The sequence below is a fragment of the Nocardioides sp. CFH 31398 genome, from assembly GCF_022436705.1.
Classification (GTDB): domain Bacteria; phylum Actinomycetota; class Actinomycetes; order Propionibacteriales; family Nocardioidaceae; genus Nocardioides.
Genome location: NZ_JAKUHT010000008.1, coordinates 98,454 through 121,720 on the forward strand (window position 1 = coordinate 98,454; position 23,267 = coordinate 121,720).

Genomic DNA, 23,267 nt, shown 5'->3' on the forward strand with positions numbered 1-23,267 from the left:
GACCCGCGGGCGTCACTGGACCGAGCCGGGCCCGAAGCACTCGTCGTCCACCTCGAGCTCGTAGGTCGCCCGGACGGCGCGGTGGTCGGAGAGGTTCGTCGGCAGCACGGCCGTGGAGGTGACCGCGAGCTCGCCGGAGTGCAGCAGGTAGTCGATGCGGGCCCGCGGGCGGCCCGCGGGGGCGGTGGCCCCCTGCCCGCCGGACGCCGTGCTCCACGAGTCCGTCATCCGCCCCGAGGTCAGGATGCCGACCGGCGGCGAGGAGGGCACGGAGTTGAGGTCGCCGCCGAGGATGCTGGGGTTCGGGTCCTCGCGCAGGATGTTCTCGACCGCGATGCCCTGCTCGCGGCGGATGTCGGCGTACGACTTCATGTGCTGGAAGTGGGTCGTGTAGACCGACACCGGCCGGCCCTCGACGTCCAGCTTCGTCCACAGCAGCCCCCGCTGCTGCCCGCCGGCCCGGTTCGGCAGGGGCACGTTGCGCTCGGCGAGGATCGGGAAGCGGCTGAGGATGGCGGTGCCGTACTGCGTCGAGCCCAGGCGCACGTTGGCTCCGAACGCCCACTCCATGCCGAGCCGGTCGGCGAGCAGGGCGGGCTGGTCCTGGCGGCGGCTGCGCACCCGGAACCGGTCGACCTCCTGCAGCAGGACGACGTCCGGCTCCCAGCCCGCGAGCTGGTCGGCGATCAGGCCCAGGTCGAAGCCGTTGCTGAGCTTGGCGCTCTTGATGTTGTAGCTGACGACGGTCAGGGGCATGGTCCGCGTCGGGTTCTCGCAGGTCACCGCGGGCAGGTCCGGGTTGTCCCGCAGCCGGGGCACGCGGTCGTCGCCCCCGCGCCGGCGGGGGTCCCGGCGGCCGCGGTCCTCGGGCCCGGTCGGCTCCACCGAGGGGGAGGGGCTGGCGGTGTCCGTGGGCTCGACGACCGGCTCGGAGGCCTCGTCGGGGGAGCCGGGGTCCTGGCGGGACAGGGCGGTGAGGCCCACGACGGCGGCGATGGCCACGAGGAGGACCAGCGGGGCGATCAGTCCCTCGAGTCGTCGGTTCACTGTCCTCGCTTCCTCGAGCCGCTCGTGGGCGGAGCCAGCCGAGGGTGATCCTAACGCCCCGCCCCGCACCCTCGGGCGCGCTCCGGGTGCACCCGGGTGCGCCCCGGGCGCGCCGGGGCCTGCGTCCGAGGCGCGTCCCGGGCGCGCCGCACGGCTGACGCGACGGCGACGGCCGCGCCGGTACCGTGTGGGCCGGCCAACGACGAGACGAGCGGACGGACCCGGGCACGATGGACGCGAGCCCCACCAGGGGAGCCACCACGAGCCGGCCCTCGGGGTCGGGCGTGCGGTTCCGCCCGGACATCCAGGGCCTGCGCGCCGTCGCCGTCGTCCTCGTCGCGCTCGACCACGCCCGGGTCGGCCCGTTCTCCGGCGGGTTCGTGGGGGTTGACGTCTTCTTCGTGGTGTCGGGCTTCCTCATCACGGGGCTGCTGCTCGCCGAGATCGACCGGACCGGCCGCCTCTCCCTGCTCGACTTCTACGCCCGCAGGGCGCGGCGCATCCTCCCCGCGGCGTGCCTGGTGCTGGTCGCGACCTCGGTGGCCTGCTACCTCGTGCTGTCGGGACCGGACACCATCCGGGTGCTCGGCGACGTGCTGTGGGCCGCGTTCTTCCTGGCCAACGTGAAGTTCGCCGCCGACGAGACCGACTACTGGGCCCAGGACGTCGGAGCCTCGCCCATCCAGCACTTCTGGTCGCTGGCGGTGGAGGAGCAGTTCTACCTGGGGCTGCCCCTGCTGCTGCTCGGCCTCGCGGTGCTGGCGCGGCACCTGGGCACCCGCCGGTCGCTGGTCCCGGCGACCATCGCGGTCGCCTGTGTCGCCTCGTTCGCGTACGGGGTCGCGCTGACCGCCTCCGACCCGCTCGCGGCGTACTTCTCGACGCCGGCGCGGATCTGGGAGCTGGGTCTCGGGGCGGGCCTGGCCGCGACGGCCGTCCACGTCCGGCGGCTCCCCGCCGCGGTGCTGGGCGTCGCCGCCTGGGTCGGCGTGGCGATGATCGCCGTGTCGGCCCTCGCGTACGGCGACGGGACGGCGTTCCCCGGGGTGCCGGCGCTGCTGCCGGTCGTGGGCTCCGTGCTGGTGCTCGCCGGCGGTCTGCGCGACGTCGGATGGGGGGCGCAGTCCTTCCTGTCCTGGCGCCCGATGGGCTGGATCGGCGACCGGTCGTACTCGCTCTACCTGTGGCACTGGCCGGCCCTCGTGGTCGTGGCCGAGGTCTGGCGGACGCCGTCCGGCCTCTCGGGGCTCGCCGTCCTCGCCGTGGCGCTTCTGCTGTCCGACCTGACCTACCGCTTCGTCGAGAACCCGTTCCGCACCGGCACGTTCGTGGCCCCCCGGTCGCGGGGCCTCCTGCTCTACCCCGTCACCGCGGCGCTGGTCGCGGTCACGGCGTGGGGCGTCAACGCGCAGGTGGTGGCCGAGCTGAACCGGCCCGAGCCACCCGTCGCCGTGGCCGACTACGCGGACGAGGCGAACCTGTCGGAGCGCCCCGAGGTGGCGCTGGTGCAGGCCTCGGTCCTGGCCGCGGAGGACGCCCGCCCGGTCCCGCAGCCGCTGCAGCCCGACCCGCTGTCGCTCGTCGACCGCGACGAGCCCGTCGCGGCCGACCTGGGCGAGTGCGAGTACTTCGGCATGCCCGAGGAGATGCCGCTGTGCCCGCGGGGCGACCCGGACGGCGAGCGGACGATGGTGCTGCTCGGCGACTCCCACATGCGGCACTGGATCCCCGCCATCGAGCCGATCGCCCGCGAGCAGGGCTACCGGGCCTACTTCTTCGTCTACCAGGGCTGCACCCCGGCCCTCGTCACGCCGATCACGCCGCTGAAGGACCAGCCCGACACCGACTGCGACGCCTTCCACACGTGGTCGCAGGAGCAGATCGCCGAGCTGCGACCCGACCTGGTGTTCATGTCCACCGACACCCAGTTCGAGTACCTCGACGAGGACGGCGAGCGCACCGGCGACAACCGCGAGATCGCGGGCCTGATCGAGCAGGGCATGGTCGACCGCATCGACGCGGTCGAGCCGTACGCCGGGCGGATCGTCGTCATCGGCGACGTGCCGCGGCTGGCGTTCGACCCCACCGTCATCGCCGAGCGGGGAGCGACGCTGGCCGACGGGCTGTCCGACCCCCAGCCGCGCTCCATGCTGATGCGCCGCGCGGTGCGCGACGCGGCGCAGGCCACGGGCGTCGACTACGTCGACCCCAAGCGCTGGTTCTGCGCGTTCGACAAGTGCCCGGTCGTGGTGGGCGACTACCTGACGCGCCGCGACCGCGGCCACATGACGCTCGAGTACAGCGAGTCGCTGACGAAGCCGCTGGCGCGCGCCACCGACCTGCGCTGAGCGCGAGTGGCGCTTCTCACAGCGCCCGGTGGTGCTACCCGGGGGTAACGTGCCAGGACCCGCAGACCGCCCCCGCAAGGAGTGTGCCGTGCCCCGCCTGTGCCAGACCGAGGGACTGACCGAGGACCAGAGCGAGATCCTCAAGGCCGTCCGCACCTTCGTGACCGAGAAGATCCTCCCCGTCGCCACCGAGCTCGAGCACGCCGACGAGTACCCGACCGACATCGTCGAGGAGCTCAAGGAGCTCGGGGTCTTCGGCCTCACCATCCCCGAGGAGTACGGCGGCCTCGGCGAGTCCCTGCTCACCTACGCCCTGGTGGTCGAGGAGATCGCCCGCGGGTGGATGAGCGTCTCGGGCGTCATCAACACCCACTTCATCGTCGCCTACATGCTGATGCGCCACGGCACCGAGGAGCAGAAGCAGAAGTACCTGCCCCGCATGGCCACCGGCGAGGTCCGCGGCTCGTTCTCGATGTCCGAGCCGGGCCTCGGGTCCGACGTCGCGGCCATCAAGACGAAGGCCAAGCAGACCGACGACGGCGGCTACGAGATCACGGGCCAGAAGATGTGGCTGACCAACGGTGGCTCGTCGAACCTGGTCGCCGTGCTGGTGAAGACCGACGAGGGCGCCGAGAGCGTCTACAAGAACATGACGACCTTCCTCGTGGAGAAGGAGTCCGGGTTCGGCGAGACCGCCCAGGGCGTCACCATCCCCGGGAAGATCGACAAGATGGGCTACAAGGGCGTCGACACCACCGAGATGGTGCTCGAGGGCCACCGCATCGCCGCCGACCAGATCCTCGGTGGCGAGGCCGGTCGTGGCTTCTACCAGATGATGGACGGCGTCGAGGTGGGCCGCGTCAACGTCGCCGCCCGCGCCTGCGGCGTCGCCAACCGCGCCTTCGAGCTGGGCATCGCCTACGCGCAGCAGCGCGAGACGTTCGGCAAGCCGATCGCCGAGCACCAGGCCGTGCTGTTCCGCCTCGCGGAGATGGCCACCAAGGTCGAGACCGCCCACGCGATGATGGTCCGCGCCGCCCGCCTGAAGGACCGCGGTGAGCGCAACGACGTCGAGGCCGGGATGGCGAAGTACCTGGCCGCCGAGTACGCCCACGAGGTCGTCGAGGCGTCGTTCCGCATCCACGGCGGCTACGGCTACTCCAAGGAGTACGAGATCGAGCGCCTCTACCGCGAGGTCGCCTTCCTCCTCATCGGCGAGGGCACGGCCGACATCCAGAAGATGATCATCGGCCGCGCGCTACTGAAGGAGTACAAGGTCTGAGGCGCGGCCGGGCGAGGAACGAGCCCGGGCGCGACGCGAAGAGGTCGAGCGAGCGCACGCCCGAGCCTGCGAGGGCGTGGCCGCGGGTCGAGACCCGGTGAGCCGACGGTCGGTCCCGACCACGGCGGGCGAGCCGAGACTCGATGCCGGCCACCGCTGGTCGAGCCTGTCGAGACCACAAGGGCGGTGCGTTCGGGCCGACTCGGCGTCGTGGGGCGGTGCGTTCGGGCCGACTGGGCGTCGTGGGGCGGTGCGTTCGGGCCGACTCGGCGTCGTGGGGCGGTGCGTTCGGGCCGACTGGGCGTCGTGGGGCGGTGCGTTCGGGCCGACTCGCGGACGACGGACGGCCCGGCGGCGGGTGCCACCGGGCCGTGCGGGTGTGGTGCGGATGTGGTGCGGGGACGGGGAGGGACTACTCCGAGGCGTCGTCGGAGGGGGACTCCTCCTCGGCGGGCGACTCCTCCTCGGAGGTGTCGTCGCCGGTGCCGCCCTCGTCGGAGTCGGAGGAGCAGCCGGAGAGCACCAGCGTGGCGCCCAGGGCGAGGGCGGCGGTGCCGCGGGTCAGGGCCTGGCGGGTGAGCGTCGAGGTCTTCATGCCCACCATTGACCCGGTTGCGGGTGAACGGTCCGAGGGCGGCCGGGTGAACCGTCGTCGCCCGCCCGGTGACCGCTCGGTCGAGGTCGCCGCGGCGTCACCGGATCGTGGTGACCGCGTCGGCGAGCCGCCGCCGGGTGTTCGGAAACCTCCTCGCGGCGGGCGCCCGACGGTGCCAGGGTGGACGGGCGCCGTACCCCCGGCGCCAGACGAGAGGAGCCGACCGTGACCGACCAGACGGGCAACGACGACCTGAAGGCCAAGATGCGCGAGGCGCTGGACCGCAAGAAGGGCGCCAGCCACCCCGACGACACCGCGGCCGCCCGGGCGAAGGCCCGCGGCTCCGAGGTGGTCGGCGGCGGGCCGCAGATGCACCGCCGCAAGGCCGGCGGCGGGGGTTCCTGAGGCGCCCACCGGGCCGATCCGCCACTATGTGGGCGGACGCCGCCGGACGGCGTCCGCCCACCGCTCAGTCGTCGTGAGGAGCCCTGCATGCAGTTCGGTCGGACGTACGAGGAGTTCGAGGTCGGGGCGACGTACAAGCACTGGCCGGGCAAGACGGTCACCGAGTTCGACGACCACATGTTCTGCCTGCTGACGATGAACCACCACCCGCTGCACCTCGACGAGAACTACGCCGAGGAGACCACCCAGTTCGGCAGGAACGTCGTGGTTGGCAACTACGTCTACTCGATCCTGCTGGGCATGAGCGTCCCCGACGTGTCCGGCAAGGCCATCGCCAACCTCGAGATCGAGTCGCTGCGCCACGTGGCGCCGACCTTCCACGGCGACACCCTGTACGGCGAGACCCGCGTGCTCGACAAGTGGGAGTCGCGGTCGAAGGACGACCGGGGCGTCGTCCACGTCGAGACCATCGGCTACAAGCAGGACGGCACCGTCGTCTGCCTCTTCCGGCGCAAGGTGATGGTGCCGAAGGAGTCCTACCTCGCCGAGCGCGGCGGCGAGCAGCCCGGCCGGCCGACGCCGGTCCCGGACAAGAACTGGCCGGGGCCCGACGGCACCGGCGGTCACGAGAACGGCTGAGTCGACGTGGTCGACGAGCTCTGGGTCGTGCGACACGGCCAGACGGAGTGGAGCCGCGACGGCCGGCACACCTCGGTCACCGACCTCCCCCTGACCGACCACGGCTCCGAGCAGGCGCGGATGCTCGTGCCGCTGCTGGCGGGGGTCGACTTCACCCTCGTGGTGACGAGCCCCCGGCGCCGCGCGGTCCAGACCGCCCGGCTGGCGGGGTTCGAGGACACCGCCAGCGACGCCGACGTCGCCGAGTGGGCGTACGGCGACCTGGAGGGCCGCACCAGCGCCGCGATGCGCGAGGAGGACCCCTCCTGGAGCCTGTGGACCGACGGGGCCCCCGGCGGCGAGACCCCCGAGCAGGTGTCGGCGCGCATGGACCGGTTCATCAAGGGCGTGGACGGCGTGCCCGGGCGGGTGCTCGTCTTCTCCCACGGCCACGCCTCCCGGGCGCTGGCGGCCCGCTGGCTCGGTCGTCCCGTCGCCGACGGCGGCATGTTCTCCCTCGACACCGCCACCGTCTCCGTCCTCGGCCACGAGCACGGACGCCGGGCGGTGACGGTCTGGAACTCCACCGGGGCGCCCCGGTGAGCGGTGTCGGCGGGCCGACGTCGCCCGAGGAGCCGGTCCTGCCCCCGACCCCGGCGTGCCCGCGGTGCGCGGGCCCGGTGTCGGGGGGCGCCGGCGCGCGGGACTGCGCGACCCACGGCCCGGTGCCGCCGCTGTGGCGACCCGAGGTCGCGTCGTACGACGGGCTGGTGGCGCAGCTGCGCGCGGCCGCGTCGTCGTCGCAGGACGTGCCCACCTACCTGCCGTGGCCGGTCGGGCCCGGGTGGGCGGTCACCGACCTCGGCACCGTGGGGGAGCCGGACGCGGTGCAGGCGACGATGACCGGCGTCTCCGGGGCGACCGACCTCGACGGCGCCGTCGACCTGCTCGTCGTCGTCGAGGAGCCCGGCACCGGCCTCGGTGCCGCCCGCGCGGGCCTGCCCCACGGCGTCACCGGGGGGCCACCGGTCGAGCTGTTCGACGAGCCGTCCCAGACGCGGATCCGGGCGGGCGGCCTCGACGTCCGCCTCTGGGCCGTCCCCCTGCCGGAGGACCGGGAGACCTCCGCGGTGCCCGACTCGCCCGGCGCGCTGTTCGACCCGCTGGCCGACGTCGGCCTCGACCGGTCGGTCCTGGTGGGGGAGGCCGCCGGACGCTGGCTGTGGCTGCTGGTCCGCCCGGCGTCCGCCCTGCTGCTGCTCGGCGCCGACCTCGCGCTGGCGCACGCCGCCGAGCTCGGCCCCGCGCTCGTCGAGGTGTCGTTCACCGGTCCGCCGCCGCGCTGGTGACCGGACGTCGGGTGCCGCTGTCGGCGCCCGGTCCTAGGCTCGCCGCGTGCGCATCGACCTCCACACCCACTCCGACGTCAGCGACGGCACCACCTCGCCGACGCAGCTGGTGCGCGACGCCGCGGCGGCGGGCCTCGACGTCCTGGGCCTGACCGACCACGACACGGCGCGCGGGTGGGACGAGGCGGCTGCGGCGGCGGAGCAGGAGGGTGTCCGTCTGGTGCGGGGCATGGAGCTCAGCACCCGCCTCGACGACGGCCGCGGCGTGCACCTGCTCGCCTACCTGCCCGACCCCACCAGCCCCGCGCTCGTCGAGGAGCTCGAGCGCGTGCTCGGCGGTCGCGGCGGCCGGGTGCCCGAGATGGTGGCCCGGCTCAACGAGCACGGGATGGCCATCACCGTGGAGGACGTCGCCCGCCAGGCCGGTGACACCGCGGCCCTGGGGCGCCCTCACGTCGCCGACGCCCTCGTCGCCGCGGGCTACGTCGAGCACCGCGACGACGCCTTCGCCGACTGGCTGATGGCCGGCCGGCCGGCGTACGTCGGGCGCTACGCCGTCCCGGTGACGCGGATGATCCGGCTGGTCGACGCCGCCGGGGGCGCCGCCGTCATCGCCCACCCGTGGGGGCGCCACGACCCCTCGACGCTGCCCGCGTCGACCCTTGCGGAGCTGCGGGAGTGCGGGCTGACGGGCATCGAGACCGACCACCAGGACCACACGCCGTCCCAGCGGCGCGAGCTGCGGGCCATCGCGGACGACCTGGACCTCGTCCGCACCGGCTCCAGCGACCACCACGGCGAGGGCAAGCGCGACCACGACCTGGGCTGCCACCTGACCGAGCCCGAGCAGCTCGAGCGGCTGCTGGCGCGCGCCGCGTCCGCCGCGGCCCGCTCGGGCGCGGCGGTGCCGCCGGGCCCGTTCGCCTAGCGACCGAGCGTCTGCAGGCGCTGCAGGGCGCGGTCGGGCACGAGCCGGGCCGCGGTCGTGATGAGGCGGTAGCGCCGGGTCGGCACGGACAGCGGTCGGCCCCGGAACAGGTCGTCGAGGGACTGCCGGGCCACCCGGTCGGCGTCCAGCCACAGCGGGCCGCGACCCGGGGCGACCCCCATCCGCTGGTGGAACTCGGTGCGCACGAACCCGGGGCAGGTCACGGCCACCCGGACCCCGCGACCGGCGTACTCGGCGGCCGCCCAGGTGCTGAACCGGACCAGCCACGCCTTCGCCGCGCCGTAGGTGCCCCGGGGCAGGAAGGCCGCGACGCTCGCGACGTTCAGCACCGCGCCGTGGCCGCGCTCGGTCATGGGCCCGAGGGCGGCGTGGGTGAGCCGCATGGGCGCGGTCACGAGGAGGTCCAGCATCGTCTGCTCCTGCTCGACGTCGTGGTCGAGGAAGCGGCCGCGCAGGCCGGCGCCCGCGTTGTTGACGAGCACCGACACGGGCCGGTCCGGCTCGGCGAGGCGGCGCTCGACCAGCCCCAGCTCGAGCGGGTCGCTCAGGTCGGCGGCGAGGACCTCGACCTGGACGCCGTACGCCGAGCGCAGGCCGGAGGCGACCGTCGCGAGCCGGTCGGCGTCCCGGGCGACGAGCACGAGGTCGTGACCCCGCTCCGCGAGCTGCCGGGCGAACGACCACCCGAGGCCGGCGGTGGCGCCGGTGACGAGGGCCGTCCCGGGCCGCTCGGCACCGGTCCCGCCGGCGCCGTGGGAGGAGGGGACGGCGTCGCGCAACGGCATCGTCCCACCTTGGTGGCCCCGGGCCCGGCGCACAAGATCGGACACCGCATCGGCGAGGGCCGTGTCTCGGGGCATGATGGGTCGCGATGACCACCTGCCTCGCGATCGCCAACCAGAAGGGCGGCGTCGCCAAGACGACGTCCGTCGCCTCCCTCGGGGCCGCGCTCGCCGAGCTCGGGTCCTCCGTGCTGCTGGTCGACCTCGACCCGCAGGCCTGCCTGACGTTCTCGCTGGGCATCGACCCGGAGGACGTCGAGGTGTCCGTCCACCACGTCCTCACGCAGGGCGTGGACCCCACCGAGGTCATCGTGTCGACCGAGGACGGGGTCGACCTCCTCCCCGCGACGATCGAGCTCGCCCGCGCCGAGGCCGACCTGCTCACCCGCACCGGCCGCGAGCACGTGCTCCGCACGCTGATGGAGCAGCTCGCCGAGGCCGGCGTCCACTACGACTGGGTCCTGCTGGACTGCCCGCCGTCCCTGGGGGTCCTCACCGTGGCCGCGCTGACCGCGGCCGACGGCGTCGTCGTCCCGCTGCAGTGCGAGACCCTCTCCCACCGCGGCGTGGGCCAGCTGCTGGACACCGTCCACGACGTCCGTCGCTTCACCAACCGCTCGCTCGAGGTGTGGGGCGTCCTGCCGACGCTGTACGACGGCCGCACGAACCACGCCCGCGCCGTGCTGGACACCATCTCGGAGACCTACGACCTCGAGGTGCTTCAGCCGCCGATCCCGAAGACCATCAAGTTCGCCGAGGCCCCCGCCGCCGGGCGCTCGATCCTCGCCACCGGGCGCCGCACGAAGGGCGCGCAGGCGTACCGCGAGGTCGCCGAGTCGCTGGTGAGGCGCGCCGGCTGAGCCTCGGGCGTGCGGGGGCGTCAGAGCGCCCGCACGCCACCCGACCCGGACACGAAGGTGGTGCCCGTCAGCACGGGCACGTGGTCGCTGGCGTCGAGCTCCGCGGCGATGTCGACGTCCGTGGCGTAGCCGCGCTCGACGAGCTCGCGCCCGCTGCCGGTGGCGCGCAGCGCACCGGCGACGTCCGCCGAGGCGCCGGCGGCCGCCCGCCACGCGGTGAGGGCCGCGACGGCCTCGGGGGAGGCCGTCAGGTCGGGCACGGCGGCGAGGAGCGCCTCGAGCACCGCGCCGACGCCGTACAGGTCCTCGGCCGCGGGGCGCAGCGAGCCGTCGGCGGCCCACCGCTCCCCGGCGGGCACGAGGGCGACGGCGCCGCCCTCGGCGAGCCGCTCGGCGAGCCAGCCGGCGACCGCGGTGCGGTTGCGCAGGCACCCGGCGACGACGCCGGCGCAGCGCTCCGCGAGGGCGACCACCGTGGTGGCGCCGTTGGGGGAGGGCAGCACGACCCGCCGCAGGTCCGGCGGGGCGTCGCGCAGGGAGGCGGGGGACAGGCTGACGCCGCCGTGCTCGCGGGCCTCGTCGCGGCCCAGCGCCCGCACGGCCGCGTGCCGGTCGGCGTAGGTGTCAGCGTCCTCGTCGGGCGAGGACGCGCGCCAGGGCAGGACCTCGAGGCCGCGGTCGACGGCGACGCTGACGCAGGTGGTGAACGACAGGACGTCGGCGACGACCGCATAGGTGTGCCGGTCGACGACCTCCACGCCGCCGACCGGGCCCCACTCGAGGCGGACCCGGTAGGCGGACTGGTCGTACGGCGTCACCGGGTCACCCGGGCCCCGGGCTACTCGGACGCGGGCGCGGCGTCGCCGCTGGTGGCGGGACGACGACGACGGCGGCGGTTGCGCGAGCGCGCGGGGCGCTCCTCGCCGGAGCCGCCCTCCACCGGGCCGGTGCCCCCGGTGTCGCCGGCGCCCGTCGTGGACGCGTCCGACTGCGCTCCCTCGCCGACCCGCGTGCGGGACCGGCTGCGGTTGCGGCTGCGCGCCGGCCGCTCGCCGTCGCGGCTGCGCTCACGACCACCCTCGCGACCGCCGTCACGACCGCCGTCACGGCCACCCTCGCGCGGCTTGCGCTCCTGCGGGGCCGGAGGGACGATGCGGCCGGTGGTGCCCTCGGGGATGCCGAGGTCGGCGTAGATCGACGGCGACGTGGAGTACGTCTCCGGCGGGGTCGGGAACGGCAGGTCCAGGGCGTTGTTGATCATGGTCCACCGGTGCAGGTCGGACCAGTCGACGAACGTGATGGCGACACCCGAGGCGCCCGCGCGGCCGGTGCGGCCGATGCGGTGCAGGTACGTCTTCTCGTCCTCGGGGCACGTGTAGTTGATGACGTGCGAGACGCCGCGGACGTCGATGCCGCGGGCGGCGACGTCGGTGGCGACCAGGACGCGGACCTTGTCCTCGCGGAACCGGGTCATGGCCTTCTCGCGGGCGGCCTGCTGGAGGTCGCCGTGCAGGGGCGCGGCGGAGAAGCCGCGCTCGGCGAGGTCGTCGGCCACGCGCTGGGCCTGGCGCTTCGTGCGGGTGAAGACGATGGTCTTCTCGCAGTCGTCGGCCTGCAGCACCCGCGCGATGATCTCGGGCTTGTCGAGGTCGTGCGCCTGGTAGATGTACTGCGCCGTCGCCGGGACGGTCTGGGTGTCGGACGACGACTCCGCCCGGATGTTCATCGGGTGGCGCATGTGGCGGCGCGCCAGCGCGACGATGGCGCTCGGCATCGTGGCCGAGAACAGCATCGTCTGGCGCTTCTCCGGCGTCTTCGCGATGAGGCGCTCCACGTCGGGCAGGAACCCGAGGTCGAGCATCTCGTCGGCCTCGTCCAGCACCAGGGCGTGCACGTGGGACAGGTCGAGCGCGCGCCGGTCGGCCAGGTCGAGCAGACGCCCGGGGGTGCCGACGACGACGTCGACCCCGGCGGTGAGGGCGTCGAGCTGCGGCTCGTAGCCGACCCCGCCGTACACGGTGAGGACGCGCAGGCCGATGTCCTCGCTGGCCAGGTGGAGGTCGCTGGAGACCTGCAGGGCCAGCTCGCGGGTCGGCGCGACGACAAGTGCCTGCGGCTTGCCCTCCGCCAGGTCGGCGTACTCGGGCGCGTCGGCCGCGGTGCTGCGCTGCAGCAGCGGGATGCCGAACGCGAGGGTCTTGCCGGTGCCCGTACGGGCCTGGCCGATCAGGTCGGTGCCGCCCAGGGCGACCGAGAGGGTCATCTCCTGGATGGGGAACGGGTGCGTGATGCCCTTGCGCTCGAGGGCGTCGCAGATGCCGGGCATGACGCCCAGGTCGCGGAACGTGTGGCGGACGGCCTCCTCGGCGGGGGCCTCGTCCGGCGTGGTGTCGGTGCCGGTGTCGCTGCTGGTGTCGCTGCTGGTGTCGCTGCTGGTGTCGGTCGCCTCGACGGCCTCGGGGGCGTCGGGCTCCGGGGAGCTGAGGGAGTTCAGGGTCTCGTCGCTTTCTGAGCGGGTCCGTGGGGCAGGTCCGGGTCGTTCGGAGCGGCGGGCGTGCCGTCGAGGAACTCACGGACCCACCGCGCACATGCGCCCGGCGGCAGTCCGGTGACGGCCGCCCGGGGTCCCGTCCGGGGCGCTCCGAGGTGGGGCGCTCGCCGTACGAGCAGGGTCCAGGGTATCGGTAGGGTGCGCGCATGACCGCACCAACGCCGGAGGACGACCTCGCACCCTCGGCTCCGGTGCCGGACTCCGCACTCGCCGACGACGGCTACCGGGCCGCGGTCGTCGACCTGCTGGCCGCCGTGTCGTACGGCGAGATCTCGGCCTTCGAGCGCCTCGCCGAGGACGCCAAGCTGGCGCCGTCCCTGGCCGACATGGTCGAGCTGGGCTCGATGGCCGCGGCGCAGCTGGGGCACGTCACCGAGCTGCGCGAGCGGCTCTACGCCCTCGGCGTCGACCCCTACGAGGCCATGGAGCCGTTCCGTGAGCCGATCGACTCGTTCCACCGCCACACCGCCCCGTCGGACTGGTGGGAGGGGCTCGTCAAGGCGTACGTCGGCGACGGCCTCGCCGCGGACTTCTACTTGGAGATCGCCGGCTTCCTGGACGAGTCGACCGCCGACCTGATCACCCGCACGCTCACCGACGTCCACCACTCGGAGTTCGTCGTCGGCCGCGTCACCCAGGCCATCGAGGCGGAGCCGCCGCTCGGCGGACGCCTCGCGCTGTGGGGCCGACGGCTGATGGGGGAGGCCCTGTCACAGGCGCAGCGGGTCGCCGCCGAGCGCGAGGCGCTGCTCAACCTCGTCGCCGGCGGCGCCGGCCGACCCGGCCTCGACCTGCTCGAGATCGGCCGCATGTTCACGCGGATGACCGAGCGCCACAACGAGCGCATGGGCACCCTCGGCCTGGCCTTCTGAAGGCCGGGCCGCCGAGCTCGCGAGGCCGCGACTGCGGGTCGGGACCTCGATCCTCAGCTCCGGAAGCCGACGGTGCCCTGCGACTGGGAGCCGATCTCGACGTAGGCGAGGTGGCCGGCGGGGACGAGGACGGTGCGGCCCTTCGTGTCGGTGAGCGTGAGGACGCCGGACGACGCGACGGCGTCGGCGACCTGCTTCTGCAGCTCCTCGGCGGACACCTCGAGGTCGACGGAGAGCTCGCGGGGGGCGTTGCGGATGCCGATCTTGACGTCCATGGGTGGTGCCTCCTGAGGCTGGGGTGGGTGGTTCCGGGTGGGTGGTCTCGTGACCGGGTCTGGCGACGGGTCGGTCGTGCTCAGTCGTGCAACGGGTAGCCGCGGATGCCCCGCCAGGCGAGCCCCGACACGAGCGCCGAGGCGACCTCGAGGTCGATGCCGCCCTCGGTGTCGCCGTGCTCCGCGAGCCAGAACCGGGCGCTCACCTGGGCCATTCCGACCAGGGACACCGCGAGCAGCCGCGACTCGGCGTGGGGCAGGTCGGTGTCGTCGTGGATGACGGCCGCGATGAGGTCGGCGCACTCGGAGGTGACCCGGTCGACCTGGGCCCGGACTGCGGGCTCGCTGGTCAGGTCCGACTCGAACACCAGCCGGAAGGCCCCGGCCGCGTCCGCGACGTAGGAGTAGAAGACGCCCATCGCGGCCTCGACGCGCAGCCGGTTGTCCTGGGTCGAGGCCAGGGCGTCGCGGCAGTTGGCGATGACGTCGTCCGCGGCGACCTCGAGCAGCGCGAGGTACAGGTCGAGCTTGCCGGGGAAGTGCTGGTAGAGCACCGGCTTGGAGACGCCGGCGCGCTCGGCGATGTCGTCCATCGCCGCGGCGTGGTAGCCCTGCGCCACGAAGACCCCGAGGGCGGACTCGAGGAGCTGCTCGCGTCGCTCGCGCCGGGGCATGCGGACGCCGCGGCCACCCACCTCGGGGGCCGCGTCGGCACGGGGCTGGCCTGCGGTCACGCCCCGAACCCTACCCACGGGTCACATCGGCGCCGTCCCGCGGCCGACCGGCCGCCCGGCGGCGCGGAGCGGGCGAGCCCCGGACGGGCGGCGTAGGTTCGGAACAAGCCTGGGAGGATCGACGTTCGCCCAGGTGCCGGACCCGTGACCGGGTCCGATCCACCGATCAACCGAGGAGTACGACGTGAGCTACCCCGCTCTCGTGGAGCCGGCAGACGAGCTGACCATCGACGAGGTGCGGCGCTACAGCCGCCACCTGATCATCCCCGACGTCGGGATGTCCGGCCAGAAGCGGCTGAAGAACGCGAAGGTGCTCGTCATCGGCGCCGGCGGCCTGGGCAGCCCCGCGCTGCTGTACCTCGCCGCCGCCGGCGTCGGCACGCTGGGCATCGTCGAGTTCGACGAGGTCGACGAGTCCAACCTGCAGCGCCAGGTCATCCACGGCCAGTCCGACGTGGGCCGTCCCAAGGCGGTCTCGGCGCAGGAGTCCATCGCCGAGGTCAACCCGCTCGTGAACGTGGTCGTGCACTCCGAGCGTCTCGAGAACGACAACGTCTACGACATCTTCGACGGCTACGACCTGATCGTCGACGGCACCGACAACTTCGCCACGCGCTACCTGGTCAACGACGCGGCGTACTTCAAGGGCATCCCGTACGTCTGGGGCTCGATCTACCGCTTCGACGGCCAGGCGTCGGTCTTCGCCCCGTCGATGGACGACGACGCTCCCTGCTACCGCTGCCTGTACCCCGAGCCCCCGCCGCCGGGCATGGTCCCGTCGTGCGCCGAGGGCGGCGTGCTGGGCGTGCTGTGCGCGAGCATCGGCTCGATCCAGGTCAACGAGGCCATCAAGCTGCTGACCGGCATCGGCGACCCGCTGGTGGGCAAGCTGATGATCTACGACGCCCTGGAGATGGAGTACCGCAAGCTGAAGGTCCGCAAGGACCCCAGCTGCGCGCTGTGCGGTGAGAACCCCACCGTCACCGAGCTCATCGACTACGAGTACTTCTGCGGCGCCGTCTCCGACGAGGCCGCCGAGGCCGCCGCCGACGCGACCATCTCGGTGACCACGCTCGAGCACATGCTCAAGGAGCGCGAGGAGGGCAGCCGCGACTTCGTCCTCGTCGACGTGCGTGAGCCCAACGAGGCCGAGATCAACCACATCCCCGGCGCCGTCCTCATCCCCAAGGGCGACTTCCTGAACGGCTCCGCGCTCGAGAAGCTGCCGTCGGACAAGCAGGTCGTCATGCACTGCAAGACCGGCGTCCGCTCCGCGGAGACCCTCGCCATCGTGAAGGGCGCCGGCTACTCGGACGCCGTCCACGTGGGCGGGGGCGTGTCGGCCTGGGTCAACCAGATCGACCCCAGCCAGCCGTCGTACTGACGCACCACGCGTGGCCGCGCGGAGGCCCGCTCGGAGAACGGTCGTGACCCGACCGTGACCCGGGCGGGCCTCGCTCGTTGAGGGGGGTGTCGTGACCTCGGGGTCCCGGCGCCGATTCCTGGGAGGGAACCCTCGTGATCACGTCACCCCACGCACGTTCCACCGCACTGGGCGTCACCGCCGCGTTCGTCGGCGCCGTCGCCGCCATCGCCGTCGCCCCGCCGGCCGACGCCGCGCCGCGCTCCGACTGGGCGCCCGCCGGCTCCGCCGCGATCCACCCGGGGGTGCAGATGTACACCGAGGGCGCGCAGTGCACCGCGAACTTCGTGTTCACCGACGACGCCGGCAGCACGTACGTCGGGTACGCCGCCCACTGCGCCGGCACCGGTGCCGCGACGGACACGAACGGCTGCCAGGCGGAGTCCCTGCCGCTGGGCACGCGGGTGGAGTTCGTCGAGGGGGGCTCCTTGGTCAGCGGCGGCACGCAGGTCGGCGCCGGCACGCTCGTCTACAGCAGCTGGGAGGCGATGGACCGCACCGGCGAGACCGACGAGAACGCCTGCGCGTACAACGACTTCGCCCTCGTCGAGGTGGACGCCGCCGACGCCGGGACGGTGAACCCGAGCATCCCGTTCTGGGGCGGCCCCACCGGCATCGACTCCGACGGCGTCCCCGCGGGCGAGCAGGTCTTCAGCTACGGCAACTCGAGCCTGCGCGGCGGCCTCGAGGTCCTCTCGCCGAAGTCCGGCGCCGCCCTGGGCGACCCGGCCGGCTCCGGCGGCTGGACCCACCCGCTCTACACGGTGACCCCCGGCGTCCCGGGTGACAGCGGGAGCGCCTTCCTGGACGCCGACGGCCAGGCCGTCGGCACCCTGTCGACCCTCGGCCTGGCCCCGCTGCCCGCCTCGAACAACATCGGCGACCTGTCGCGCGAGCTGACCTACGCCCAGCAGACCTCCGGGATCAGCGGGCTGCAGCTCGTCGAGGGCACCGAGGAGTTCACGCCCGTCCCCTGACCTCCGGATCGGCACCGGCCGCCCCGGCCGCCCCGGCAGCCCCGGGGCGGCACGACGGTTCGACCAGCGCCTCACCCCGTCCCCCGAACCGCCACGGCACCGGACGCCGGACGCGGAGCGAGACCCGCCCGGCCGTGGGGCTGGGCGGGTTTCGTGCGTCCGGGCGGCGGGCAGGACCAGGTCACGCCGATCCCCGCCAGGAGCCCGAGATGACCGCACGCCCGCGCGCCCGCCGCGCCACCCTCGTCACCGTGGGCGCCGCCGCCCTGCTCGCCGGCGGGGTCGCCGCGCCCGTCAGCGCGGTCGCCTCCCCGGCCGGTCCCGCCACGTCGGTGGGCACCACGGCGTCCGTGCTCTCCGACCCCGACGACTGGGCCCCCGTCGACGAGGCGACCATCACCCCGGGCGTGCAGATGTACACCGAGGGTGGCCAGTGCACGTCGAACTTCGTCTTCACCGACGCCGAGGGCACCACCTACGTCGGCTACTCGGCGCACTGCGCCGGCACGGGCGAGTCCAGCGACGTCGACGGCTGCCGCAACGGCTCGCTGCCGCTCGGGACGCGGGTCGAGTTCGCCGAGGGCGGCTCCCTGGCCGAGGAGGGCACCCAGGTCGGCGGCGGCGAGCTGGTCTACTCCAGCTGGCTGACGATGGACGAGCTCGGCGAGTCGGACCCCGACACCTGCCTCTACAACGACTTCGCCCTCGTCGAGGTCGACACCGACGACGTCGACCAGGTCAACCCGTCCGTCCCGATCTGGGGCGGCCCGGTCGGGATCGACAGCGACGGTCTCGCCGCGGGCGAGCAGGTCTACAGCTACGGCATGTCGTCGCTGCGCAGCGAGCTCAACCCGCTGCTCTCGCCCAAGACCGGTGCGGCGATGGGTGACGCCTCCGGGGCCTGGACCCACCCGCTCTACACCCTCTCGCCGGGCATCCCCGGCGACTCCGGCAGCGCCTTCCTCGACTCCGAGGGCGACGCCGTGGGAAGCCTGTCGACCCTGACGATCCTGCCCATCCCCGGCGGCAACAACATCGCCGACATCAACCTCGCCCTCGGCTACGCGCAGGAGCACTCGGGCATCGAGGGCCTCGAGATGGTGGCCGGCACGGAGGACTTCTCGGGCTGACCCCGCCCGCGCCCGTGACCCCGCCCGCACCGGGTCGTTGGCCCTGGCATGCGACCCGCCCGAGCCCTCGCCTCCGTCCTGTCCGCCGCCGCGCTGTCGGTGGCCCTCGGCCTCACCGGCGCCGCGGCGTCCGGCGCCCCCGCGACCGGCGCCCCCGCGACCGGCGCCGTCCCGGCCGCCGACACCACCGGGTCCGCGGGACGGTGGGCGCCCGCGGAGACGGCGACCATCACGCCCGGCGTCCAGATGTACACGGCCGGCGCCCAGTGCACCGCGAACTTCGTCTTCCGCGACGCGCAGGACCGCACGTACGTCGGGTACGCCGCCCACTGCGCCGGGACGGGCGAGGCCACGGACACGAACGGCTGCCGCGCGGGCTCGCTGGAGCTGGGCACCCCGGTCCGGTTCGCCCGCGGAGGAACCCTCGCCGGCGGCGGCGAGACGGTCGGGCGCGGCACCCTCGCCTACAGCTCGTGGCAGACGATGCGGGAGGTCGGCACGAGGGCCGGCCGCATCTGCGCGAACAACGACTTCGCGCTCGTGCGCGTGCGGGCGCAGGACGTGCGGGAGGTGAACCCGTCGGTGCCGTTCTTCGGCGGTCCGACGAAGGTCGCCGACGCCCCCGCCGAGGGCACGCAGGTCTACACCTACGGCAGCTCCAGCGTCCGTCCCACCGACGTCCTGTCGCCGAAGACCGGCCTGTCCCTCGGCGTCACGGGCCGCGGCTGGGGGTTCACGGCGTACACCGCGACGCCCGGCATCCCCGGTGACTCCGGCAGCGGCATGCTGGACGACCAGGGCCGCGCCGTCGGCACCCTGTCGACCGTCGCGATCGCCCCGCTGCCTGCGTCGAACGGCCTCGGGTCGCTCGACGAGGAGCTGTCCTTCGCCCAGCAGCACTCCGGCATCCGCGGGCTGCGGCTGGTCAAGGGCACCGAGCCGTTCACTCCCTTCGATCCCGCCGGCTGACGCTCGCTACCGTCGCCGGGTGGAGCGGCCCGAGGTCGAGGAGTACGTCGAGCTGGTGCTGGCGTGCGTCGAGTCCGTGCCGCCCGGGCGGGTCACGACGTACGGCGCGATCGCGTCGCACGTCGGCTGGTACGGCCCGCGCCGGGTCGGGAACGTGATGTCGGCGTGGGGCGGGGGAGTGCCGTGGTGGCGCGTGGTCCGCGCCGACGGCTCCCTGCCCCCGAGCCACGGCGCCGAGGCGCGGGCCGCCTACCTCGAGGAGGGCACCCCGCTGCGGCCGTCCGGCAGGGTCGACCTCCCCGAGGCGTTCTGGGACCCGGGCGAGGGCACCTGAGGCGCCGCCGGGCTGGGATACTGCCCGCGTGATGTACCAAGTGCTCCACACCGTGGTGCCCCCCGTGGCCAAGGCCGTGTGGCGGCCGGACGTCACGGGCCTGGAGCACGTGCCCGCCACCGGCGGGGTGCTGCTGGCGAGCAACCACCTGAGCTTCGCCGACAGCCTGGTCATCCCGATCCTGGTGCCGCGCAAGGTCGTCTTCCTGGCCAAGTCGGACTACTTCACCGGCCCGGGCCTGCGGGGCCGGATGTGGAAGGCCTGGTACGAGGGCCTCGGTGCGCTGCCGGTCGACCGGGACGACTCCCGCGCCGCGCTGGACAGCCTCGACACCGCCCTCGGCGTGCTCGCGCGGGGCGAGGCGTTCGGCATCTACCCCGAGGGCACCCGCTCGCGCGACGGCCGCCTCTACCGCGGCCGCACCGGCGTCGCGCACCTCGCGCTGACCGCCGGCGTCCCGATCGTGCCGGTCGGGCTGCGGGGCACCGAGAGGCTCCAGCCGGTCGGTGCCCGCGTCCCACGCCTGGTGACGGTGACCGCCCGCTTCGGCGAGCCCATCCACGTCGCGGGGCAGTACGACGACGTCCCCACCGGGCGCGCCCGGCGCGAGCTCACCGACCGCGTCATGGCCGCCATCGCCGCCCTCAGCGGCCAGGAGGAGGCGGGCGTCTACAACGAGCGGCCCGCCGATGCCTGAGACGGCCCCCGGGCGCCCGCTGACGGTGGTCACCGGTGGCACCCGCGGGATCGGCGCCGCGACCGCGCTCCGCCTCGCCGACGCCGGCCACGACCTCGTCCTGACCTTCCTCGCCGACGCCGAGGCGGCGTCCGACACCCGCGAGGCGTGCCTCGCGCGCGGCGTCGGCTGTGACGTCGTCCGGGGCGACCTCAGCCGGGCCGACGACGTCGAGGCCCTGGTCGCCTCGCTGCCCCGGCGCCCCGACCACGTCGTCAACAACGCCGGCCTGACCGGCCCGGTCGGGCCGCTCGCCGAGGCCGACCCGGCCGTCGTGCGCCGCGTCGTCGACGTGAACCTGACCGGGGCGATCCTCGTCGCCCGCGCGGCGGTCCGCGCCATGTCGACGGCGTACGGCGGCTCCGGCGGCGTCCTGGTCAACGTGAGCTCCGGGGCCGCGACCATCGGCTCCCCGGGCGACTACGTGCACTACGCCGCCGCCAAGGCCGGCGTCGACGCCCTGACCCTCGGCCTCGCGCAGGAGGCCGGCCCGCAGGGCGTGCGGGTCGTCGGCGTCGCCCCGGGCGCCATCCGCACCCGCATCCACGCGGACGCCGGCGACCCCGGTCGCCTCGACCGGATCGGCGACGCCGTCGCGCTGCGCCGTGCCGGGGAGCCCGAGGAGGTCGCCGACGCGATCCTGTGGCTGACCAGCGACGCCGCGTCGTACGTCACGGGCACGACGCTGCGCGTCGCGGGCGGCCGCTGACCTGGCGGTATCAGGCACCTGATACTACGCTCGGTCCCGTGAGGGTGGTCGTGGTCGGTGCGGGCATCGGTGGGCTGGCGCTGGCCCAGGGGCTCGTCCGGGCCGGCGTCGACGTGGTCGTCCTCGAGCGTGACGCCGCGCTGGCCGACACCGGCGGCTACCGGCTGCACCTGACGCCGCAGGCGGGTGCCGCCCTGCGTGGGCTGCTCGCCCCGGTGGCCTGGGACGCGGTCCTCGCAGCGTGCGCCGCCCCCGGGTCGTCCCGGCGGATGCACGTGGTCGACCGGCGGCTGCGCCCGGTGTTCCACGCCCCGTTCGAACCGGGCCCCGGCGGCGAACCGCACCGCATGGTCGGTCGGGTGGCGCTGCGCGTCGCCCTGGGGCGCGGGCTCGCCGACCGGGTGCGGCTCGGTGTCCGGGTGACCGGCACGTCCGCGCGCGCCGGCGGGGGAGTCGACGTCCACGTCGAGGGCGGGGCGGTCGCCGCCGACGTCGTCGTCGCCGCCGACGGCGTGGGCTCCGTCGTCGCGACGCAGCACGCGGGCCGCCCGACCTCCCGCCCGGTCGGTCTGCAGGGCCTCGCCGGGCGGGCCGAGCCCGGCCCCGACGCCCCCGGGCTCCTCGACGACGGGCCGGCGCTCGCGATCGGCCCCCGGGGGGTCGGGGCCTTCCTCACCCTCCACGCCCCGGCCGGTGAGCCCGCCGAGGTCGTCTGGGGCCTCGTGGTGAGCGACGCGGCTGCCACCCGGACCGACCTGCGGGGCCGTCCCGACCCCCGTGACGCCGCCGCCGCCCTGCTCGCGGGCTGGGACCCGTGGCTGCGAGGGCTCGTCGCGAGGACCGACCCCGTGACCCTGGGCCGCTACCTCTTCCACGCCGCCGACCCGCGGCGCACGATCGCCCCCTGGCGGGTCGACGGGGCCGCGCCGGTCGTGGGGCTGGGGGACGCCGTCCACGCCATGCCGCCCACGGGTGGGCAGTCGGCGTCGACGGCGGTCCTGGACGCCGGCGACCTGCACGGGGTGCTGGCCGACGGCAGCGGTGAGGACCTGGCCGCCCGGCTCGACGCCGTCGGCGACGCGATCGCGAGGAGGGGGGCCGCCGCGGTCGCCGAGTCGGTGGCCCCGGCGCGGTGGATCCGGCGGACCTCGTCCCCGGCGGCCTCCCTGGCGCTCCTCGGGGCCCAACGGGCCGTGACCGGCGCCCGCGGCCTCCGCGACGCCGTCCGGGGCCCCGGTGACCCGCTCCGGCGATGACGCGGACGTCGTCCTGTGGCGGCTGGTGCAGACCGCCCACCTCGCCCGCCGACGGTTCGAGGCCGGCTTCGCCGCGGTCGGTCTCACGGGCTCGGGGTTCGGCGTCCTCGCCGCCCTCGCGGACGGTGACGACCTCACCTCGGCCGACCTGGCCCGCGCGATCCTCGTCCGCCCCCAGTCCATGACCGCGCTCGTGCGGCTGCTGGAGGACGACGGGCTCGTGGAGCGCCCCGGTCCGGGCGGACGGGGACGCGCCACCCCGGTCCGACTCACCGACGCCGGACGCGACCGGCTCCGACAGGGGTACGCCGTGGTCGCCCGGCTCCACGACCCCGCCGTCACCGGGCTCGGCCCGGACGCCGCGGGAGAGCTCGCACGCCTGCTCGGCGTCGTCCACACCGCGCTGGACGCCGCCGTCGAGCCCGAGCCGTGAGCGGACGGCGCCCCGCCTGGCTCGGCACGCTGCTGGGCGTCGCGCAGAACGTCGCCCTGCCCGTCGGCGCCTACCTGGTCCTGGTGGCCCTCGGCTGGGAACCGGTGTGGGCGCTGGCGGGCTCGGCCACGGTGAGCGTGGTCGTGCTCGGGCTCGACTGGCGGCGCACGCGTCGGCTGGACGCGCTCGGCGGGCTGGTCCTGCTGCGCTTCGCCCTGTCGCTGGCGCTGGCGTGGCTCGCCGGGGACGCGCGGGTCCTGCTGGTCAAGGACAGCGCGGTCACGGGCCTCATCGCCCTCGTCGGCCTCGTCTCGCTGACCTGGGAGCGGCCCGCGATCGCGCGCGTCCGGGCCGACCTGTCCGGCGACCCCGAGGCCTTCCACGCCGGGCTCCGGGAGCGGGACGACCTGCGCAGGCTCCACCGGCGCCTCACCCTGGTGTGGGTGGCGGGCCTGCTGGCCGAGGCCGCGGGCTCGACCACGATGGCCCTGCTGGCGCCGATCACCGTCGCCGTGGTGGTCACGAACCTCACCGGCCCGGCCGTGGTCGTCGGCCTCGTGGCCGTCACCGAGGTCGCGGCCCGGCGCACGGCCCGGCGGGCAGAGGCTCCCCGGGACTGACTGTCGGTGGCCC

26 protein-coding genes are annotated in these 23,267 nt (G+C 74.7%); 19 read left to right on the forward strand and 7 right to left on the reverse strand.

Features of this window, described 5'->3' with window-relative positions:
* Positions 1 to 12: 12 nt before the first annotated feature.
* A complete protein-coding gene (locus tag MJ876_RS08070) occupies positions 13 to 1,047 on the reverse strand; it encodes an endonuclease/exonuclease/phosphatase family protein (RefSeq protein ID WP_240235751.1) in 1,035 nt (344 codons plus the stop codon).
* Between the two features lie 284 nt (positions 1,048 to 1,331).
* Between MJ876_RS08070 and MJ876_RS08075 the strand changes: the two genes are divergently transcribed.
* On the forward strand, positions 1,332 to 3,395 hold the full coding sequence (locus MJ876_RS08075; RefSeq protein WP_240235752.1) for an acyltransferase family protein: 2,064 nt from the start codon (positions 1,332 to 1,334) through the stop codon (positions 3,393 to 3,395).
* A gap of 88 nt (positions 3,396 to 3,483) precedes the next feature.
* A complete protein-coding gene (locus tag MJ876_RS08080) occupies positions 3,484 to 4,677 on the forward strand; it encodes an acyl-CoA dehydrogenase family protein (RefSeq protein ID WP_240235753.1) in 1,194 nt (397 codons plus the stop codon).
* A 412-nt stretch (positions 4,678 to 5,089) separates the two neighbouring features.
* Here MJ876_RS08080 and MJ876_RS08085 read toward each other — a convergent pair whose 3' ends face one another.
* Positions 5,090 to 5,272: a hypothetical protein gene (locus tag MJ876_RS08085; protein ID WP_240235754.1), complete on the reverse strand. Its 183-nt coding sequence runs from the start codon at positions 5,270 to 5,272 to the stop codon at positions 5,090 to 5,092.
* Positions 5,273 to 5,497: 225 nt separating this feature from the next.
* Between MJ876_RS08085 and MJ876_RS08090 the strand changes: the two genes are divergently transcribed.
* The 5 genes from MJ876_RS08090 (at position 5,498) to MJ876_RS08110 (ending at position 8,572) form a co-directional block, all read left to right on the forward strand.
* Positions 5,498 to 5,677: a DUF5302 domain-containing protein gene (locus tag MJ876_RS08090; RefSeq protein WP_240235755.1), complete on the forward strand. Its 180-nt coding sequence runs from the start codon at positions 5,498 to 5,500 to the stop codon at positions 5,675 to 5,677.
* Between the two features lie 87 nt (positions 5,678 to 5,764).
* Complete coding sequence (locus MJ876_RS08095; protein ID WP_240235756.1) at positions 5,765 to 6,316, forward strand: MaoC family dehydratase; 552 nt, start codon at positions 5,765 to 5,767, stop codon at positions 6,314 to 6,316.
* Positions 6,317 to 6,343: 27 nt separating this feature from the next.
* A complete protein-coding gene (locus MJ876_RS08100; protein ID WP_240235757.1) occupies positions 6,344 to 6,898 on the forward strand; it encodes a histidine phosphatase family protein in 555 nt (184 codons plus the stop codon).
* Positions 6,895 to 7,644 (forward strand): DUF6758 family protein, encoded by a 750-nt coding sequence (locus MJ876_RS08105; protein WP_240235758.1) that lies wholly within the window; start codon positions 6,895 to 6,897, stop codon positions 7,642 to 7,644. The genes MJ876_RS08100 and MJ876_RS08105 overlap by 4 nt, the downstream gene beginning before the upstream one ends.
* A 46-nt stretch (positions 7,645 to 7,690) precedes the next feature.
* Positions 7,691 to 8,572 (forward strand): PHP domain-containing protein, encoded by an 882-nt coding sequence (locus MJ876_RS08110; protein WP_240235759.1) that lies wholly within the window; start codon positions 7,691 to 7,693, stop codon positions 8,570 to 8,572.
* Here MJ876_RS08110 and MJ876_RS08115 read toward each other — a convergent pair.
* The gene (locus MJ876_RS08115; protein ID WP_240235760.1) at positions 8,569 to 9,378 is read right to left on the reverse strand and encodes an SDR family oxidoreductase; all 810 of its coding nucleotides are present in this window, start codon (positions 9,376 to 9,378) and stop codon (positions 8,569 to 8,571) included. The genes MJ876_RS08110 and MJ876_RS08115 overlap by 4 nt on opposite strands.
* Positions 9,379 to 9,464: 86 nt before the next feature.
* Between MJ876_RS08115 and MJ876_RS08120 the strand changes: the two genes are divergently transcribed.
* Complete coding sequence (locus MJ876_RS08120; protein WP_240235761.1) at positions 9,465 to 10,235, forward strand: ParA family protein; 771 nt, start codon at positions 9,465 to 9,467, stop codon at positions 10,233 to 10,235.
* A gap of 20 nt (positions 10,236 to 10,255) precedes the next feature.
* Here the strand turns inward: MJ876_RS08120 and MJ876_RS08125 are convergent, their stop codons facing one another.
* Positions 10,256 to 11,053, reverse strand: coding sequence for a 2-phosphosulfolactate phosphatase (locus MJ876_RS08125; RefSeq protein WP_240235762.1), 798 nt, complete (start codon positions 11,051 to 11,053; stop codon positions 10,256 to 10,258).
* Between the two features lie 20 nt (positions 11,054 to 11,073).
* Positions 11,074 to 12,561, reverse strand: coding sequence for a DEAD/DEAH box helicase (locus MJ876_RS08130; RefSeq protein WP_240235763.1), 1,488 nt, complete (start codon positions 12,559 to 12,561; stop codon positions 11,074 to 11,076).
* Positions 12,562 to 12,932: 371 nt separating this feature from the next.
* On the opposite strand from MJ876_RS08130, the gene MJ876_RS08135 reads away from it, so the two are divergent.
* A complete protein-coding gene (locus tag MJ876_RS08135; protein ID WP_240235764.1) occupies positions 12,933 to 13,658 on the forward strand; it encodes a ferritin-like fold-containing protein in 726 nt (241 codons plus the stop codon).
* A 53-nt stretch (positions 13,659 to 13,711) separates the two neighbouring features.
* Here the strand turns inward: MJ876_RS08135 and MJ876_RS08140 are convergent, their stop codons facing one another.
* Together MJ876_RS08140 and MJ876_RS08145 are read right to left on the reverse strand one after the other, a co-directional pair.
* Positions 13,712 to 13,933: a DUF3107 domain-containing protein gene (locus tag MJ876_RS08140; RefSeq protein ID WP_240235765.1), complete on the reverse strand. Its 222-nt coding sequence runs from the start codon at positions 13,931 to 13,933 to the stop codon at positions 13,712 to 13,714.
* 80 nt (positions 13,934 to 14,013) lie between these two features.
* Positions 14,014 to 14,607 carry a TetR/AcrR family transcriptional regulator gene (locus tag MJ876_RS08145; protein ID WP_240235903.1) on the reverse strand — a complete coding sequence of 198 codons (594 nt, stop codon included), beginning with the start codon at positions 14,605 to 14,607 and terminating at the stop codon, positions 14,014 to 14,016.
* A 244-nt stretch (positions 14,608 to 14,851) separates the two neighbouring features.
* Between MJ876_RS08145 and moeZ the strand changes: the two genes are divergently transcribed.
* The 10 genes from moeZ to MJ876_RS08195 all read left to right on the forward strand — a co-directional run bounded on the left by moeZ (position 14,852) and on the right by MJ876_RS08195 (position 23,254).
* A complete protein-coding gene (gene moeZ, locus MJ876_RS08150; protein WP_240235766.1) occupies positions 14,852 to 16,051 on the forward strand; it encodes an adenylyltransferase/sulfurtransferase MoeZ in 1,200 nt (399 codons plus the stop codon).
* A gap of 134 nt (positions 16,052 to 16,185) precedes the next feature.
* Positions 16,186 to 17,067, forward strand: coding sequence for a hypothetical protein (locus MJ876_RS08155; protein ID WP_240235767.1), 882 nt, complete (start codon positions 16,186 to 16,188; stop codon positions 17,065 to 17,067).
* Between the two features lie 209 nt (positions 17,068 to 17,276).
* Complete coding sequence (locus tag MJ876_RS08160) at positions 17,277 to 18,197, forward strand: hypothetical protein (RefSeq protein WP_240235768.1); 921 nt, start codon at positions 17,277 to 17,279, stop codon at positions 18,195 to 18,197.
* 48 nt (positions 18,198 to 18,245) lie between these two features.
* The gene (locus tag MJ876_RS08165) at positions 18,246 to 19,166 is read left to right on the forward strand and encodes a hypothetical protein (protein WP_240235769.1); all 921 of its coding nucleotides are present in this window, start codon (positions 18,246 to 18,248) and stop codon (positions 19,164 to 19,166) included.
* A gap of 19 nt (positions 19,167 to 19,185) precedes the next feature.
* Positions 19,186 to 19,500 carry an MGMT family protein gene (locus MJ876_RS08170; RefSeq protein WP_240235770.1) on the forward strand — a complete coding sequence of 105 codons (315 nt, stop codon included), beginning with the start codon at positions 19,186 to 19,188 and terminating at the stop codon, positions 19,498 to 19,500.
* Positions 19,501 to 19,531: 31 nt separating this feature from the next.
* Positions 19,532 to 20,197, forward strand: coding sequence for a 1-acyl-sn-glycerol-3-phosphate acyltransferase (locus MJ876_RS08175; protein WP_240235904.1), 666 nt, complete (start codon positions 19,532 to 19,534; stop codon positions 20,195 to 20,197).
* Complete coding sequence (locus MJ876_RS08180; protein ID WP_240235771.1) at positions 20,190 to 20,945, forward strand: SDR family NAD(P)-dependent oxidoreductase; 756 nt, start codon at positions 20,190 to 20,192, stop codon at positions 20,943 to 20,945. Before MJ876_RS08175 ends, MJ876_RS08180 begins: the two co-directional genes overlap by 8 nt.
* A gap of 38 nt (positions 20,946 to 20,983) precedes the next feature.
* Positions 20,984 to 22,201, forward strand: coding sequence for an FAD-dependent monooxygenase (locus MJ876_RS08185; protein ID WP_240235772.1), 1,218 nt, complete (start codon positions 20,984 to 20,986; stop codon positions 22,199 to 22,201).
* Entirely contained in the window at positions 22,182 to 22,634 is a 453-nt protein-coding gene (locus MJ876_RS08190) for a MarR family winged helix-turn-helix transcriptional regulator (RefSeq protein WP_240235773.1), read from the forward strand. The genes MJ876_RS08185 and MJ876_RS08190 overlap by 20 nt, the downstream gene beginning before the upstream one ends.
* Positions 22,631 to 23,254 carry a VC0807 family protein gene (locus MJ876_RS08195; RefSeq protein ID WP_240235774.1) on the forward strand — a complete coding sequence of 208 codons (624 nt, stop codon included), beginning with the start codon at positions 22,631 to 22,633 and terminating at the stop codon, positions 23,252 to 23,254. The genes MJ876_RS08190 and MJ876_RS08195 overlap by 4 nt, the downstream gene beginning before the upstream one ends.
* Positions 23,255 to 23,267 lie beyond the last annotated feature (13 nt).

Excerpts from the sequence above, each read along its gene's own strand:
- MJ876_RS08085 (WP_240235754.1), bottom strand. The coding sequence starts at position 5,272 with ATGAAGACCTCGACGCTCACCCGCCAGGCCCTGACCCGCGGCACCGCC.
- MJ876_RS08095 (WP_240235756.1), top strand. The coding sequence starts at position 5,765 with ATGCAGTTCGGTCGGACGTACGAGGAGTTCGAGGTCGGGGCGACGTAC.
- MJ876_RS08115 (WP_240235760.1), bottom strand. The coding sequence starts at position 9,378 with ATGCCGTTGCGCGACGCCGTCCCCTCCTCCCACGGCGCCGGCGGGACC.
- MJ876_RS08120 (WP_240235761.1), top strand. The coding sequence starts at position 9,465 with ATGACCACCTGCCTCGCGATCGCCAACCAGAAGGGCGGCGTCGCCAAG.
- MJ876_RS08130 (WP_240235763.1), bottom strand. The coding sequence starts at position 12,561 with ATGCCCGGCATCTGCGACGCCCTCGAGCGCAAGGGCATCACGCACCCG.
- MJ876_RS08135 (WP_240235764.1), top strand. The coding sequence starts at position 12,933 with ATGACCGCACCAACGCCGGAGGACGACCTCGCACCCTCGGCTCCGGTG.
- MJ876_RS08140 (WP_240235765.1), bottom strand. The coding sequence starts at position 13,933 with ATGGACGTCAAGATCGGCATCCGCAACGCCCCCCGCGAGCTCTCCGTC.
- MJ876_RS08145 (WP_240235903.1), bottom strand. The coding sequence starts at position 14,607 with ATGCCCCGGCGCGAGCGACGCGAGCAGCTCCTCGAGTCCGCCCTCGGG.
- MJ876_RS08160 (WP_240235768.1), top strand. The coding sequence starts at position 17,277 with ATGACCGCACGCCCGCGCGCCCGCCGCGCCACCCTCGTCACCGTGGGC.
- MJ876_RS08165 (WP_240235769.1), top strand. The coding sequence starts at position 18,246 with ATGCGACCCGCCCGAGCCCTCGCCTCCGTCCTGTCCGCCGCCGCGCTG.
- MJ876_RS08175 (WP_240235904.1), top strand. The coding sequence starts at position 19,532 with ATGTACCAAGTGCTCCACACCGTGGTGCCCCCCGTGGCCAAGGCCGTG.
- MJ876_RS08180 (WP_240235771.1), top strand. The coding sequence starts at position 20,190 with ATGCCTGAGACGGCCCCCGGGCGCCCGCTGACGGTGGTCACCGGTGGC.